Annotated in this window: 14 protein-coding genes; 11 read left to right on the top strand and 3 right to left on the bottom strand. The window is 65.4% G+C overall.

Going from position 1 to position 14,358, the window contains the following annotated elements; translation table 11 throughout:
* A partial coding sequence (locus tag AC3AYF_RS10350; RefSeq protein ID WP_487779705.1) for an EamA family transporter occupies positions 1 to 355 on the bottom strand: 355 nt, incomplete at its 3' end.
* A 238-nt stretch (positions 356 to 593) separates the two neighbouring features.
* On the opposite strand from AC3AYF_RS10350, the gene AC3AYF_RS10345 reads away from it, so the two are divergent.
* Complete coding sequence (locus tag AC3AYF_RS10345) at positions 594 to 1,418, top strand: sugar phosphate isomerase/epimerase family protein (protein WP_295038999.1); 825 nt, start codon at positions 594 to 596, stop codon at positions 1,416 to 1,418.
* 15 nt (positions 1,419 to 1,433) lie between these two features.
* Here AC3AYF_RS10345 and AC3AYF_RS10340 read toward each other — a convergent pair whose 3' ends face one another.
* On the bottom strand, positions 1,434 to 2,375 hold the full coding sequence (locus AC3AYF_RS10340) for an AEC family transporter (protein ID WP_487779704.1): 942 nt from the start codon (positions 2,373 to 2,375) through the stop codon (positions 1,434 to 1,436).
* Between the two features lie 102 nt (positions 2,376 to 2,477).
* A complete protein-coding gene (locus tag AC3AYF_RS10335; protein ID WP_295038996.1) occupies positions 2,478 to 3,263 on the bottom strand; it encodes an IclR family transcriptional regulator domain-containing protein in 786 nt (261 codons plus the stop codon).
* Positions 3,264 to 3,744: 481 nt separating this feature from the next.
* Here AC3AYF_RS10335 and AC3AYF_RS10330 point away from each other — a divergent pair, with 481 nt between their 5' ends.
* The 10 genes from AC3AYF_RS10330 to AC3AYF_RS10285 form a co-directional block, all read left to right on the top strand.
* The gene (locus AC3AYF_RS10330) at positions 3,745 to 5,082 is read left to right on the top strand and encodes a class-II fumarase/aspartase family protein (protein ID WP_295038994.1); all 1,338 of its coding nucleotides are present in this window, start codon (positions 3,745 to 3,747) and stop codon (positions 5,080 to 5,082) included.
* A 181-nt stretch (positions 5,083 to 5,263) separates the two neighbouring features.
* Positions 5,264 to 6,082: a CoA transferase subunit A gene (locus AC3AYF_RS10325; RefSeq protein WP_295038992.1), complete on the top strand. Its 819-nt coding sequence runs from the start codon at positions 5,264 to 5,266 to the stop codon at positions 6,080 to 6,082.
* Positions 6,082 to 6,873 (top strand): CoA-transferase subunit beta, encoded by a 792-nt coding sequence (locus AC3AYF_RS10320; protein WP_295038990.1) that lies wholly within the window; start codon positions 6,082 to 6,084, stop codon positions 6,871 to 6,873. The genes AC3AYF_RS10325 and AC3AYF_RS10320 overlap by 1 nt, the downstream gene beginning before the upstream one ends.
* Positions 6,870 to 8,075 (top strand): 3-oxoadipyl-CoA thiolase, encoded by a 1,206-nt coding sequence (gene pcaF, locus AC3AYF_RS10315; protein ID WP_295038988.1) that lies wholly within the window; start codon positions 6,870 to 6,872, stop codon positions 8,073 to 8,075. Before AC3AYF_RS10320 ends, pcaF begins: the two co-directional genes overlap by 4 nt.
* Before the next feature lie 48 nt (positions 8,076 to 8,123).
* Positions 8,124 to 9,434: a short-chain fatty acid transporter gene (locus AC3AYF_RS10310; RefSeq protein WP_295038987.1), complete on the top strand. Its 1,311-nt coding sequence runs from the start codon at positions 8,124 to 8,126 to the stop codon at positions 9,432 to 9,434.
* Positions 9,435 to 9,481: 47 nt separating this feature from the next.
* On the top strand, positions 9,482 to 10,681 hold the full coding sequence (locus AC3AYF_RS10305) for an alpha/beta fold hydrolase (protein WP_295038984.1): 1,200 nt from the start codon (positions 9,482 to 9,484) through the stop codon (positions 10,679 to 10,681).
* A 119-nt stretch (positions 10,682 to 10,800) separates the two neighbouring features.
* Positions 10,801 to 11,820, top strand: coding sequence for a TRAP transporter substrate-binding protein (locus AC3AYF_RS10300; RefSeq protein ID WP_295038982.1), 1,020 nt, complete (start codon positions 10,801 to 10,803; stop codon positions 11,818 to 11,820).
* Between the two features lie 15 nt (positions 11,821 to 11,835).
* Positions 11,836 to 12,354, top strand: a complete 519-nt coding sequence (locus AC3AYF_RS10295) for a TRAP transporter small permease (protein WP_149437188.1) — start codon at positions 11,836 to 11,838, stop codon at positions 12,352 to 12,354.
* The gene (locus AC3AYF_RS10290; RefSeq protein ID WP_295038980.1) at positions 12,351 to 13,643 is read left to right on the top strand and encodes a TRAP transporter large permease; all 1,293 of its coding nucleotides are present in this window, start codon (positions 12,351 to 12,353) and stop codon (positions 13,641 to 13,643) included. Before AC3AYF_RS10295 ends, AC3AYF_RS10290 begins: the two co-directional genes overlap by 4 nt.
* 93 nt (positions 13,644 to 13,736) lie before the next feature.
* A partial coding sequence (locus tag AC3AYF_RS10285) for a dioxygenase family protein (RefSeq protein ID WP_487779703.1) occupies positions 13,737 to 14,358 on the top strand: 622 nt, incomplete at its 3' end.

Genomic DNA, 14,358 nt, shown 5'->3' with positions numbered 1-14,358 from the left:
CCATCACGGCGGCGATCGAGGCCCATTTGCCCAGCGTCGGTTTTTCCAGCCCACAGGCGAAGGACACCAGAAAAACGAACAGCGGTGCGGTGTACATCAAGGTGGCGGCAATCGCCACGTTGGCGTTCGAGATGCTCAGGAAGTAGAAGGTGAAGTTGCCGGCCACGCCAAGGCCCGCGACCACCGACCAGACGACAAGTCGCCAGCCGAAACGCAGGTTGCGCAATGGATGGACGACGAACCAGGCCAGCATGCAGGCAAGGCCGATCGCGCCGCGGTAGAACGATATCAGGTAAGGGTCCCAACCTTGCTGCATTAACAGACTCGCCAGGCCGCCGGATATCCCCCAGAACATCGCTGCCAACGTGATAAAGAGCGTTCCCTTCAGTGATCCTGACATAACGCAGCGGCCTCCCTGGCCAAGATCGGTATCTGTCGTTGTCGTTCCAGGCCATCCGGACCCGGCCAGCGACCATGCGGTCAGCGTAGATGATGTATCGACGTATCGAATGCATGGCCTCGTTATCGTTTTCTTCTAGGCTAAAGACTCGGGCGAATAGTGCGATGGTGCGCATCGAAAGGGAGGGACGTGTGTGAAACCGGTGACGAAGACTTCGATGGCGACGCTCTGCCTGAGTGGCGAACTGACCAACAAGCTCGAGGCGATCGCGCGGGCCGGATTCGAAGGCGTGGAGATCTTCGTCGACGACCTGCAGTCCAGTGGGCTGTCGCCGCGAGCCGTGGGCGATCGCTGTCGGGAGCTTGGCCTGACGGTCGTGGCGCTACAGCCGTTTCGGGACGCCGAGGCGCTGCCGCCCGCTCTGCACCGGAAGATGCTCGACGAGGCCAGGCGCCACCTCGATACGCTGGCGGATCTCGGCGGCGACTTCCTGCTCGCCTGCAGCAGCACCCGGGAAGAGGCCGCGAACGATCATGGTCGAGCAGCCGAGACCCTGCGCGAGCTGGCCGAGCTGGCCGCCGAAAGAGAGCTGCGGGTGGGATTCGAGGCGCTGGCCTGGGGGCGCCACGTATTCGATTATCGCGACGCTTGGGAGATCGTTCGACAGGCCGATCATCCGGCGCTCTCCATCGTTCTCGACAGCTATCACATCCTGGCCCGGGAGCTGGAACTGGAAACCCTCGCCACGATTCCCGGCGACCGGATCGGCCTGGTGCAACTGGCCGACTCGCCGTGGCCGCGGGGGCAGGATCTGCAAGCGCTGAGCCGCCACCGGCGGGCGTTTCCCGGTGACGGCGAGCTGCCCATCGAGCGTTTCATGACGGCGCTAGAACGAACCGGCTATCGGGGGCCGCTGTCGCTGGAGATCTTCAGCGATTCGCTCGGGGTCATGCCGACGGGCATGGCCGCACTACAGGGGAAGCACGCCCTGGAATCGCTGTTGGCATCGAGAACCTAGCGGGGCCGGCGCGACCTACATCAACCACAGATGGCTCAGCCAGATCCCCAGCGCCAGCGTCACTGCGGAGAGCATCGTCGCCATCACCAGCGCAGCGGTGCCGAGTTCGGCGAAACCGTAACGCTGCCCGAGCAGGGGATACATGCTCAGCATCGGCGCGCAGGAGAAGATGATGGCGGCGGTGGCGAACACCGGCGTCAGCCCGGGGATCAGCAGAATCATCAGCAGCACGCTCAGTGGATGCAGCAGCAGCTTGGCCAGGGCGATCTGCGAGACGTCTCCGACCATGCCTCTCACTCGCAAGCCGCACAGCGTCCCGCCGATCACGAACAGTGCCACCGGCGACGACGATGCCGCCAGCATCTGCAGCACCCGGGCGATCGGTTCCGGCGGGTGCAGGTTCAGCGCCGCCAGTATCGTGCCGGCCGCGATGGCGATGATCAGGGGATGACGCAGGATACGCACGGCCACCGGTTTGAGCGTTGCCCAGAAGCCGTTGTCGGGCTGGCGGGCGAACTCCGCCAGCACCAGTGCGGTGGGAATCACCAGCAGATTCTCGATCAGCATGTTGAGCGCCATGGCGATGCTCGCCGTGGGGCCGATCACCAGCACCGCCACCGGATAGCCGATGAACCCGCTGTTGGAAGCCGAGGTGCCCAGCGCATACATCGCCCGGCGCTCCAGCGGCTGATCGCTGCGCCAGGTGCCCCACGCAAACATGGCCGCGAAGGCCAGTCCCGAGCCGAGGCCGTAGGTCAGCAGATAGGGAACGTTGAAGACATCGCCCAGCGGGCGCTCCAGCAGCGCCTGGATCACCAGTGCCGGCAACGCGATATTGATGACGTAGCGGCCCATGCCCTGGATATGGGCCTTGTCGACGATACGCTTGAGCACGGCCAGGTAGCCGATACCCAGCAGAATGAAGATGGGAATGATGGCGCCGAGGATGGTGTTCACGAAGCTCTGATCGCTGCCAATTAGACTTATGGCTAATAGCATGGGCCCCGGGGGCGCCAGCGGCAAGTGAATTCACTTGAGCGGCGCCCGTGCCACCAGGGGTCAATTGACCTGTGTCGCGATCTGCGCCGCCTTGTCGTGCAGCATCGGCAGGAATTCGTCGGTCAGGGTGGCGATGCTGATACGGGCGGCATTGGTGCTGACGTTGATCGCGCCGATCAGCTCGCCATGGGCATCGAAGGCGGGAATGGCCAGTGAGCGCAGTCCCGAGTCCAGTTCCTGATCGAGCACGCAGTAACCCTGTTCACGTACCGCCTTCAGCGAGTCGCGCAGCGCCGACTTGTCGGTGAGGCTGTGTTCGGTGTGCCGCATCAACGTCACCCGGGCCAGAAACGCATCCTGCTCCTCCGGCGTCAGCTGGCTCAGCAGCACACGTCCCATCGAAGTGTAGGCCGCCGGCAGGCGCGTGCCGATCGACAGCGAGATCGACATCAGCCTGTGCGGCGCCGCCGAGCGTGCCACGTAGGTCACCTCGTCTCCATCCAGCACGCCCATCGACGACGACTCCCCGGTCGTTTCGGTGATCGCCTCGAGATGCTGCTGGATCACCGTGCGGTAGCCGTTGGAGGAGAGAAAGGCATACCCCAGCTGGAGCGCCTTGGGCGCCAGTTCGAAGGAACGGTGCTGCTTGCGCACGTACCCCAGGGCATGGAGCGTGAGCAGGAAGCGACGCGCACGAGCTCGGTTCATCCCCGTCTTGGCTGCCACCTCGCTGAGGGTCATGCGTGGCGACTGTTGATCGAAAGCGAGAATGACTTCGAGCCCACTGGCGAGTGCGGTGACGAAGTCTCGGTCGTCGGGAGTAAGCATTTCATCCTTGCTGGGCATGCCTGGAAGTTCCTTGCTGTCTGCCGGATCGATGGCTGTGAGCTTACGGTGTCAGAGAAAAGTTCGAAAGCCGAACATCTGTTCCAGAGAATTTTCCGGGTGCGAGGGCCAGGAATGGCGGGATTCGCAGGAAGAGACCGCGTCGGGGCAATGCCTGACGGCAAGGGCGAGTTGATGTTAGACGAAGGTCATGGCCAGGCGTGAAGTACCACCGTTGCCGCATGCTTTCGAGGTGCCACCGGATCTCGGCGGGGCGCTGACAGGCGCCAGCTTGACACTGGCAGGTTTCGAAAATTCATAATGCGAACTTGTTGACGCTATTCGAACACCATCGACGGCTGCTTGCCGGAGTCGAGTGTCGCACCAGGTCCGGGGCGCTCTGCCCCTTGTACAACGGCGAGCGCCACACCGGTCGGCGATGCTCGCCACCATCCATTGTCAGTGCTTGGCGGGCATACGACCCGCACAGACGGGGCCTTCCATGTTCGATCACTTCTTTCGCCACCCCTTCATGAGCCGCGCAGGGATTGACGCCCTGGACGCGGAATCCGTCGTCGCAGCCCTGTGCCAGGTCGAAACGGCACTGGCTCGGGCAGAGGAGGCCGAAGGCTTGCTGCCAGCCGGTACCGCCGCGGCGCTGAAACAGGCGTTGCGCCCTGAAGCCTTCGATCTCGCTGCGCTGGCGGACGATGTCGGCAAGGGGGGCAATGTTGCCATTCCTTTCGTCAAGCAGGGGCGGTCGATGCTGCCGGAGGCGCTCAAGCCGGCCTTTCACCGGGGGGCGACCAGCCAGGACATCGTCGATACCGCGCTAATGCTGCTGCTGAAACCCCGGTTGCAGTCGTGCCTGTCGCATCTGGCGCGTCTTCGCCGGGCCCAGGGCGAGCTGATGCGGCGTTACCGGGATACGCCGATGATCGGACGGACCTTGATGCAGCAGGCATTGCCCATCACCTTCGGCGTCAAGGTGGCGCAATGGACCTGGGGAGTGTGCCAGGCGGAGCAGAGATTGCAGGCGGTGGTCGACACCCGGCTCTACGTGCAGTTCGGCGGTGCAGTGGGCGTCCATTCCGGGCTGGACCCGAGTGGCATCGCGATCATGGAGGCTCTGGCACGGACGCTGGGGCTGGAGAGCCCCCTGCTGCCCTGGCATACCGACCGCCAGCCGATCCTCGAACTGATGGGGGCCGTCGATGCCGTTGCCGTGGCGCTGGAGAAAGCGGCACTGGATATTGCGCTGCTGTGCCAGAGCGAGATAGGTGAACTCAGCGAACCCGCGGCCCCCGGCGTGGGCGGATCGTCGTCGATGCCGCACAAGCGCAATCCGGTCGCCTGCGCGCGTATCCGTGCCGCCGCGCGCCAGATTCACGGTCAGCATGGGGTCATCGTCAACGCCGGAGCGCAACCGCTGGAGCGGGGACTGGGCGAGTGGCACGCCGAATGGGCGCCACTACTGGATGCCGTGCTCAGTCTGGAGGGGGCGCTGGAATCGATGGTGCCGCTGCTCGAGGGCCTGGAAGTCCACGAGGCGTCGATGAAGCGCAATCTGCGCTTGAGCGGCGGGGCGATCATGGCCGAACCGGCGACGCGCCTGTTATGCGACATCATGAGTAGCGACGACGCGCTGGAACTGGCGCAGCGTGCGGGAGAAGAGGCCCGCCGTGAATGTCGTGACTACGCCGAGGTGCTGCTCGAATTCAGTGCCGTCGCCGAGGACCTTGATCCTGACGAGGTGCGGTCGGCGCTCTCAATCGAACTATACATTGGTAGTAGCCTGCACCAGGTCGACCGCTGCCTTTCCTATTTGCAATCTTTTTAAATGATTGATTTTAAGTCATAAAAACAGAGGCACCACAAAGCGGCTCTGCGTGAGCCGTTGTGCTCAGCGTTTGACCACGAAGTGACGACAGGATAGCGTGTTCGTATCACAAACTAGAGTTCGTTTAGCGAACATTGTGTGTGAGACAAACCTGGTGGGACCAACCTGAGAGTCGAGCACGATGGCCGAATTCCTGTCACTCCACGACGCCGTGGCGCGTCATGTCGAGGATGGGGCAACCCTTGCCATGGAAGGGTTCACCCATCTCATTCCGTTTGCCGCCGGGCACGAGATCATCCGCCAGGGGCGGCGTGAGCTGACCCTGATCCGCATGACCCCGGATCTGATCTTCGACCAGATGATCGGCGCCGGCTGCGCCCGCCGCCTGATCTTTTCCTGGGGTGGCAACCCCGGCGTGGGCTCGCTGCACCGCCTGCGCGATGCGGTGGAACACGGCTATCCGCAGCCGCTGGAGATCTTCGAGCACAGCCACGCCGCCATGGCCTGCGCCTTCGAGGCCGGTGCCGCCGGTCTGCCGCTGGCGGTGCTGCGTGGCTACGTGGGCAGCGATCTGCCCAAGGTCAATTCGCAGATCAAGTTCATCGAGTGCCCGTTCACCGGCGAGCGCCTGGCTGCGGTGCCGGCGGTGCGCCCGGACGTGGGTATCGTCCACGCGCAGAAGGCGGACCGTGCCGGCAACGTGCTGGTGGAGGGGATCATCGGCGTGCAGAAGGAGGTGGTGCTGGCGGCGCGCCACAGCATCGTCACCGTCGAAGAGGTGGTCGACGATCTCGAGGCCGGCCCCAACGCCTGCGTCATCCCCGGCTGGGCCATCAATGCCATCGCCGTGGCCGAGCAGGGCGCCTACCCCTCCTACGCCCACGGCTACTACCCGCGGGACAACGCCTTCTACAAGGCCTGGGATGCGATCGCCCGCGACCGCGAGGCCTTTGCCGCCTGGCTCGACGAACATGTCTACCACGCCGGAGGAGCCGCCTGATGAGCCTCGACTACACCGCTGCGGAAATGATGACCGTCACCGCCGCCCGGGCGCTGGAGAACGGCACCACCTGCTTCGTCGGGATCGGCCTGCCCAGTGAGGCGGCCAACCTGGCACGCCTGACCCATGCCCCGGACGTGATGCTGATCTATGAGTCCGGCACCCTGCAGACCAAACCCAATGTGCTGCCGCTGTCGATCGGCGATGGCGAGCTGTGCGAGACCGCGCTGACCACTGTCTCGGTGCCGGAGATGTTCCGCTACTGGCTGCAGGGCGGGCACGTCGACGTCGGTTTCCTGGGCACAGCCCAGATCGACCGCTACTGCAACCTCAACACCACCCTGATCGGTGACTACCGCGAGCCCAAGGTACGGCTGCCGGGCGGCGGCGGGGCGCCTGAGATCGCCACCAACGCGGGCGAGGTGTTCATCACCGTCAAGCACTCCAAGCGTACCTTCGTCGCGGCGGTGGACTTCGTCACCACGGTCGGCTTCGGCCGCGACGGCACCGCTCGCGACGGCGTGCCCCACATCGGCCGCGGCCCGACCCGGGTGATCACCGATCTGTGCGTGATGAAGCCCGATCCCGAGACCAAGGAGCTGGTGGTGGTCTCGCTGCACCCTGGCGTGACCGCCGAGCAGGTTCAGGAGGCCACCGGCTGGGAGATCCGCTTCGCCGAGCGGCTCGAGACCACTCCCGAGCCGGGTGAGCAGGAGCTCGAGGTACTGCGCGAGCTCAAGGCGCGCACCGCACGCCACCACGCCGGCAACGAGATGGGAGAGAACGCATGAACGACGTCTATCTGTGCCGGCCGCTGCGCTCCGCGGTGGGCCGCTTCGGTGGCGCCCTGGCGAGCGTGCGCCCCGACGATCTGGCGGCGCGGCTGTTCGAGGCGGTGCTGGCGCAGCATCCGCAGCTCGACCCGGCGGCGATCGACGACGTGATCATGGGCTGCGCCAACCAGGCCGGCGAAGACAACCGCAGCGTGGCGCGCATGGCGGCGCTGCTGGCGGGGCTGCCCACCAGCGTGCCGGGTTCCACCATCAACCGCCTGTGCGGCTCGAGCATGGACGCCATCGGCACCGCGGCGCGGGCGATCCGTGCCGGCGAGGCCGAGCTGATCCTCACCGGCGGCGTCGAGTCGATGTCGCGGGCCCCCTACGTGATCGGCAAGGCCGGCTCCCCCTATGCGCGCAACCAGCAGATGGAGGACACCACCATCGGCTGGCGCTTCGTCAATCCGTTGATGGAGAAGCGCTACGGGGTCGACTCGATGCCCGAGACCGCCGAGAACGTGGCCGAGCAGTTCGCCATCTCGCGCAAGGATCAGGACCGCTACGCCTACCGTTCGCAGCAACTGACCCAGGCGGCACAGGAGGCCGGGCGGCTGGTGGAGGGGATCGTGCCGATCGAGATTCCGCGGCGCAAGCAGGCGCCGCTGATCTTCGACCGCGACGAGCATCCGCGCCCGGAGACCACGCTGGAGGCGCTGGCCAAGTTGCCGACGCCGTTCCGCGAGGGTGGCACCGTCACTGCCGGCAACGCCTCCGGGGTCAACGACGGTGCGGCTGCGATGCTGGTGGCCAGCGAAGCGGCGCTAACACGCTTCGGGCTCGAACCCATCGCGCGCATTCATGGCATGGCCACCGCCGGGGTCGAGCCGCGCATCATGGGCATCGGCCCGGTGCCGGCGACCCGCAAGCTGCTCGACCGGCTGGGCATGAGCCTCGACCAGATGGACGTGATCGAACTCAACGAAGCCTTCGCCGCCCAGGTGCTGGCGTGCGCCCGCGAACTCGGCGTGGCCGACGACGACCCGCGGCTCAACCCCAACGGCGGCGCCATCGCACTGGGCCATCCGCTGGGCATGTCGGGGGCGCGCATCATCAGCTCGGCGGCCTACGAACTGGCGCGCAGCCACAAGCGCTTCGCTCTGTGCACCATGTGCATCGGCGTGGGCCAGGGCATCGCCACGGTGATCGAGCGGGTGTGACGCTCGTCAGCAGCAACCCGTAACGACAAATCGCTAGAGGGAACCTCGATGCAAGCGGTGACGCAGTTTTCCGTGCGTGTGGTGCAGCGCTATCTGCCCAGCGCCTTCGTGCTGGCGGTGATTCTCACCGCCATCGTCTTCGTCCTCGGCATCGTGCTCGGTGAGCGTACGCCGCTGGACATGGCGCAGTACTGGGGCGAGGGCTTCTCCTCGCTGTTCAAGTTCGGCATGCAGATGGTGCTGGTGCTGCTGACCGGCTACGTGCTGGCGCTGACGCCGGTGATGCAGCGGCTGCTCGGCGCGCTGACCCGGCAGGCCTCGACGCCGCGCCAGGCGCTGGCGATCACCATCGTGGTCAGCTTCGTCTGCTACTACCTCAACTGGGGCTTCGGCATGGTCGCCGGGGCGATCCTGGCCCGCGAGATGGGGCGCCGGGTGGCGGTGCACTTCCCGCTGATCGTGGCCGCCGCCTACGGTGGCGAGCTGGTGCGCGGGCCCTCGACCTCGATCCCGCTGGTGATCGCCACGCCGGGTCACTTCATGGAGGATGCGATCGGCATCGTGCCGGTCTCCGAGACCCTCTACGCCAGCTGGAACATCGCCCTGACCCTGGCGCTGCTGGCCCTGCTGGTGGCCTTCTTCATGCTGCAGAAACAACCCGATCAGATCGTGCGCCTGGAGGCGGCGGACCCCGCCGAGGAGGCGCCGGCCCAGCGCGGCGACGGCAGTTTCTCCGACTGGCTCGAACACAGCCGGCTGCCGACGCTGTTCCTGGGCCTGCTCGCCGCCGCCTATCTGCTCGGCGAGGTGGCCAAGGGTGACTTCAGCATCAATCTCAACACGGTCATCTTGATCTTCTTCACCCTGGGCCTGCTGTTGCACCGCAGCGCGGCGGCCTACCTGGGCGCGGTAGAGAAGGCGGTGGGCGCCGCCCGCGGGATCATCGTGCAGTTCCCGCTCTACGCCGGCATCGCCGGGATGATGACCCATGCCGATCTAGTCACCCAGTTCTCCGAGGCGATCATCTCGATGGCCTCCCGCGAGACCTTCCCGCTGTGGACCTTTCTCTCCGCCGGGGCGGTCAACTTCTTCATCCCCTCCGGGGGTGGCCAGTGGGCGATCCAGGGGCCGATCATGATGAAGGCGGCCTACGCCCTCGGCGCCGATCCCGCGCGCACCATCATGGCGTTCACCTGGGGCGATGGCTGGACCAACCAGATCCAACCGTTCTGGGCGCTGCCGCTGCTCGGCGTGGCCGGGCTCTCGGCCCGCGACATCATGGGCTATCTGTTGATCTGGCTGGTGATCTCGGGCGTTGCCATTGCGGGGACGTTCGTCGCCCTGGCCACGTTCACCTAGACACTGTCCGATAATTGCCTCGCGCACTCGAACCAAGGAGCCTCGTCATGCCTTTCGTCACGCTCGATGACCGCACCGTCGCCTATCGTCTGCTCGGTGGCGACACCCAGCCGCTGCTGCTGCTGGCCCACCCGCTGGGGATGAGCCAGGCGGTGTGGGACAGCGTCATCACCCCGCTGACTCGACGCTTCCGCGTGCTCACCTGGGATCTGCCGGGACACGGCGCCAGCGCCGGCTGGCCCGCGGCGCGAGGCGAGATCACCCCGGCGACGCTGGCCGCCGAGGCCCTGGCCCTGGCCGATCTCGCCGGGGCCGAGCGCTTCCATTTCGCCGGCACCTCGATCGGCGGCGTGATCGGCCAGCAGCTGCTGAGCGCGCATCCCGAGCGCCTGTTGTCGGCGACCCTGACCAACACCGGCGCGGTCATCGGCAGCGCCGAGATGTGGCAGACCCGCGCCAACCGGGTGCGCTGCGAGGGGCTGGCGGTGATGAGTGCGGAGATCGTGCCGCGCTGGTTCGCGCCGGCGCACACCGAGGCCGACCCGGCCCTGGCCGCCGGCTGGCGGGTGGCGATGTCGCGCAACGAGGCCGAGTCCTACGCACTGCTGTGCGAGATGCTCGGCCGCCACACCTTCGTCGGGCGTCTGGGCGCCAACGCCGGTGAGGCGACACGGGCGGTACCGCTCACGCTGATCGGCGGCAGCGAGGATGGCGCCACGCCACCGTCGACCCTCGCCGCGCTGGCCGAGGAGTGTGGTGCCGAGGCCCCGACGATTCTCGAGGGCGTGGGCCATGTGCCCTCGCTGGAGGCGCCGGCGCGCCTGGTGGAGCTGCTGCTGGCGCGGCTGTCACTGTCGCCGGCGATGGCCGAGCAGGGCGTCGATCTTGCCACCGGGCTGGAGACGCGCCGAGCGGTGCTCGGCGCCGACCACGTCGCCCGTGCCACCCAGCAGTCGACCTCACTCGACCGGCCGTTCCAGCAGATGATCTCGCGACTGGCTTGGGGAGAGCTGTGGACCAACCCGGATCTCGATCATCGCGAGCGCAGCATGATCACCACCGCGATTCTTGCCGCGCTGGGGCGCGAGGAGCTGACGCTGCATCTCAAGACCGCCAGGCGGATCGGCCTGAGCGAGGCCGAGCTGCGCCAGGTGCTGATGCACGTGGCGGTCTACGCCGGGGTGCCGGCGGCCAATCACGCCTTCTCGCTGGCCAAGCAACTGGGGTGGGGAGAGGAGAGCGAGTGAGAGCATCAGTTCTCACTGAGTTCGCAAGACGAACTAACGTTCGTCTAATGGACGAAGTGCGGCTGGCCCGCAAAGATATCAGTCGATATTAGAAACCGCCGGATAACAGGGACTCGACCATGAACCGCATCTTCGCTCGCACCGTTCTTGCACTCTCGGTAGCTGGAGCGGCCGCTGCCGCCCAAGCCGACACCACGCTTCGCATGTCGCATTTCTGGCCAGGTGGTTCGGCCATCAACCAGCAGATCTTCGAGAAATGGGCCAAGGCCATCGAAGAGGAGTCGGGCGGCTCGCTGAAGGTTCAGAACTTCCCCTCGCAGACCTTGAGCCAGGCCGACGAGACCTACGATGCCGCGGTCAATGGCATTGCCGATATCGGCATTACCGCTCAGGGCTATACCAACGGTCGCTTCCCGCTCAGCCAGATCGTCGAGCTGCCGGGTGTCGCCGAGTCGGCTCCGCAGGGTGCCTGCGTGTTGCAGACGCTTTACGACGACGGCCAGATCAGCGGCGAGTATGACGATTCCCACGTGCTGTTCATGTTCACCACCGGGCCGGGCTACATCCATACCAAGGAAACCAACGTGCAGAAGCCGGCGGACCTTGAAGGCCTGCGCATCCGCCGACCCACCGCGGTCGCCGGAGACATTCTCGAGAACATGGGCGCTCAGCCGGTGGGCATGCCCGCGCCGGATATCTACACCTCGATGCAGCGTAGCGTGATCGACGGTCTGAGCTTTCCCTGGGAGGGCATGAAAGGCTTCCGCCTCAACGAGCTATCCCGCTATCACACCCAGGTGCCGTTCTACACGCTGATCTTCGTCGCCACCATGAACAAGAACACCTACGAGTCGCTGACCCCTGAACAGCAGCAAGTGATCGACGACAACTCGGGAATGAAATGGGCGGACAAGGCCGGTCGGGTGTTTGCCGCTGAAGACAGGGCGGGTAAGCAGCAGGCCGAAGAGGCCGGCGATACCATTCGCGTGGTCGACAACCCGCTTGACGACCCCGTTTGGCAGAAGCCGCTCGAGGATGGCATCGACGGCTATTTGAGCGATCTCGAATCGCGTGGTCGCGATCAGGCGCGTGACGTCTACCAGGCCGCGCAGGATGCAAGCCAGGCCTGCGCGCAATAATTCGGAGCCCGATTCATGCATGCGCTTTTGCGGTTCAGCCGTTGGCTGGAAGTCTTTTCGCGGCTCATCGCCGGCATCGCCCTGATCGGCCTGTTGGGTGTCACGGTGGTCGACGTGGCGTTGCGCTATCTCTACCGCTTGAGCGACGGGGCCTTCTCGCTGAGCGTGGTGGGTAGCGTGGAGCTGGTCAGTTACCTGATGCTGTTCGCGCTGTTGGCGGCGATGGCCGCCAATGTCGAGAAGAGCCAGGTGGTGGTGGAGGCTTTCAGCCACAGCTTGCGCGATTCCCTCAAGGCGCGCATCGCCGGCGTTTACCTGCTGGGCTTCGTGGTACTGGGGCTGGTTTTGGCGTTTGGGTTATGGGATGCGGCGGCCAGCGCTGCCTCTCACGGCGAGACTACCCAGGACCTGCGCCTGCCGATGGCGCCGATCTATGCCATCGCTTCGGGGTTGTGTGTATTGCTCAGCGTGCGTTGCCTGCTCCACGCCGCGCTCGGGGCGGTATTTGCCCACCAAGTGGAGAGCGTCGAATGAGTAGTGAAATGATCGGCGCCCTGGGCCTCGGGTTGCTGCTGGTACTGATGGTGCTACGCGTTCCAGTGGCATTGTGCATGCTGATCGTCGGCGTCGGCGGCTTTGCTCAGGTGATCTCCTGGGGCGCTGCGCTGTCGATGGTCAAGTCGGTGCCGGTCGAGGTGCTGTCGAACTACAGCTTCAGCGCGATCCCCATGTTCATCCTGATGGGGGTGCTGGCGGCGCATTCCGGCATGGCCGGCAAGCTGTTCAATTCCGTACGGGTGATCTGCGGGGGCTGGAAGGGCGGCCTGGCGATCGCCGCGGTGGGCTCGTGCGGTATCTTCTCGGCGATTTCCGGATCGTCACTGGCCACCGCCAGCACCATGACCCGCGTCGCGCTGCCGGAAATGGAGCGTCATGGTTACAACCGCGGTCTGGCCACCGGGGCGCTGGCCGCAGGCGGCACGCTGGGGATCATGATCCCGCCGAGCATCGCGCTGTTGATCTACGCCATTCTTACCGAGCAGTCGGTGGGCGACATGTTCATGGCCGGGCTGGTTCCCGGGCTGATGGGGCTTTTATTCTACGCCCTGACGGTGACCGTGGTGGTGCACCTCAGGCCCTCGCTGGCGGCGTCGGGCGAACGCACCTCGTGGCTCGAGAAGTTCGCCTCGCTGGCCGGACTGCTGCCGTTTTTTGGCGTGTTCCTGGTGATCATTCTGGGCATCTACTTCGGGCTGTTCACGCCCACCGAGGGCGCCAGTGTCGGGGCTTTCGTCACGTTACTCTATGCCCTTTTCAAGGGACTGCGTGGCAGAGAGCTATGGGCCGCGGTACAGGAGACGCTGGCGCTATCGACGGTGGTGTTTTTCATGCTGGTGGGCGCCGATACGCTGGGCTATTTCATCTCGGTGTCCCGGATATCGTTCTCGATCAGCGACTTCATTTTCGGCCTCTCGTTGTCGCCGGTAGTGGTTCTGCTGTGCATCCTGCTGCTGTATTTCGTGCTGGGCATGTTCATGGATTCGATCGCCATGCTGGTGATCACTGTGCCGGTGGTCTATCCGATCATCCAGGCGCTGGGCATAGACCCGATCTGGTTCGGCATCGTCACCGTGCTCACCGTGGAGCTCGGCCTGATCACCCCGCCGGTAGGCATGAACGTGTTCGTGATCAAGGCGATGGCCCCGCATGTGGGGTTGGGTGAGATATTTCGCGGCGTGGCGCCGTTCATCATCTCGGACTTCTTGCGCCTGGCGCTGCTGATCATCTTTCCGGCGCTGAGTCTCTTCTGGTTGACGCCGTGAAGCTGCCGGATTCCAGGAAGCAAGCTCGTGTACCGCCGGGGCCAGGTTGTCCGGCTAACCAGTTCAAACACGCTTTAAGAGTTGGAGAATGACATGCCCAGCAACGATAACAAGCACTATGTGCCGCGCGACCGTAACTGGCATCCGCCCGCCCATGCGCCGGGCTACAAGACCACGGTGGCCCGCTCGCCGAGGCAGGCCCTGGTCAGCCTGCTGTCACCCACGGTCTCCGAGCGCGCCGGTCCCGACTTCACCCGCTTGCGCATGGGCCCGCACGACAACGACCTGCTGCTCAACTTTCGTGAAGACCCCGCGTTGGCGGGATCGGCCGGCCTGCCCATCGGCGAGCGCGTGATCATGTTCGGCCGCGTGGTCGATCAGTTCGGCAAGCCGGTGCCCCACACGCTGGTCGAAATGTGGCAGGCCAACGCTGGCGGCCGCTACCGTCACAAGAAGGACCGCTACCTCGCCCCGCTCGACCCCAACTTCGGCGGGGTCGGTCGCTGCCTGACCGACGAGTCGGGCTGGTATCGCTTCCGCACCGTCAAGCCCGGCCCCTATCCCTGGCCCAACGATGTCAACAGCTGGCGCCCGGCCCATATCCACGTCTCGGTGATGGGGCCCTCGATCTCCACCCGCTTGATCACGCAGATGTACTTCGAGGGCGATCCGCTGATCCCGCTGTGCCCGATCGTCAACACGCTGCGCGATCCGG

The sequence above is a fragment of the Salinicola sp. genome, assembly GCF_982684285.1.
Note: the sequence above shows the minus strand (reverse complement) of the source record. Positions and strands in the feature narration are given on the sequence as shown.

Excerpts from the sequence above, each read along its gene's own strand:
- AC3AYF_RS10335 (WP_295038996.1), bottom strand. The coding sequence starts at position 3,263 with ATGCCCAGCAAGGATGAAATGCTTACTCCCGACGACCGAGACTTCGTC.
- AC3AYF_RS10330 (WP_295038994.1), top strand. The coding sequence starts at position 3,745 with ATGTTCGATCACTTCTTTCGCCACCCCTTCATGAGCCGCGCAGGGATT.
- AC3AYF_RS10325 (WP_295038992.1), top strand. The coding sequence starts at position 5,264 with ATGGCCGAATTCCTGTCACTCCACGACGCCGTGGCGCGTCATGTCGAG.
- AC3AYF_RS10320 (WP_295038990.1), top strand. The coding sequence starts at position 6,082 with ATGAGCCTCGACTACACCGCTGCGGAAATGATGACCGTCACCGCCGCC.
- pcaF (WP_295038988.1), top strand. The coding sequence starts at position 6,870 with ATGAACGACGTCTATCTGTGCCGGCCGCTGCGCTCCGCGGTGGGCCGC.
- AC3AYF_RS10310 (WP_295038987.1), top strand. The coding sequence starts at position 8,124 with ATGCAAGCGGTGACGCAGTTTTCCGTGCGTGTGGTGCAGCGCTATCTG.
- AC3AYF_RS10305 (WP_295038984.1), top strand. The coding sequence starts at position 9,482 with ATGCCTTTCGTCACGCTCGATGACCGCACCGTCGCCTATCGTCTGCTC.
- AC3AYF_RS10300 (WP_295038982.1), top strand. The coding sequence starts at position 10,801 with ATGAACCGCATCTTCGCTCGCACCGTTCTTGCACTCTCGGTAGCTGGA.
- AC3AYF_RS10295 (WP_149437188.1), top strand. The coding sequence starts at position 11,836 with ATGCATGCGCTTTTGCGGTTCAGCCGTTGGCTGGAAGTCTTTTCGCGG.
- AC3AYF_RS10290 (WP_295038980.1), top strand. The coding sequence starts at position 12,351 with ATGAGTAGTGAAATGATCGGCGCCCTGGGCCTCGGGTTGCTGCTGGTA.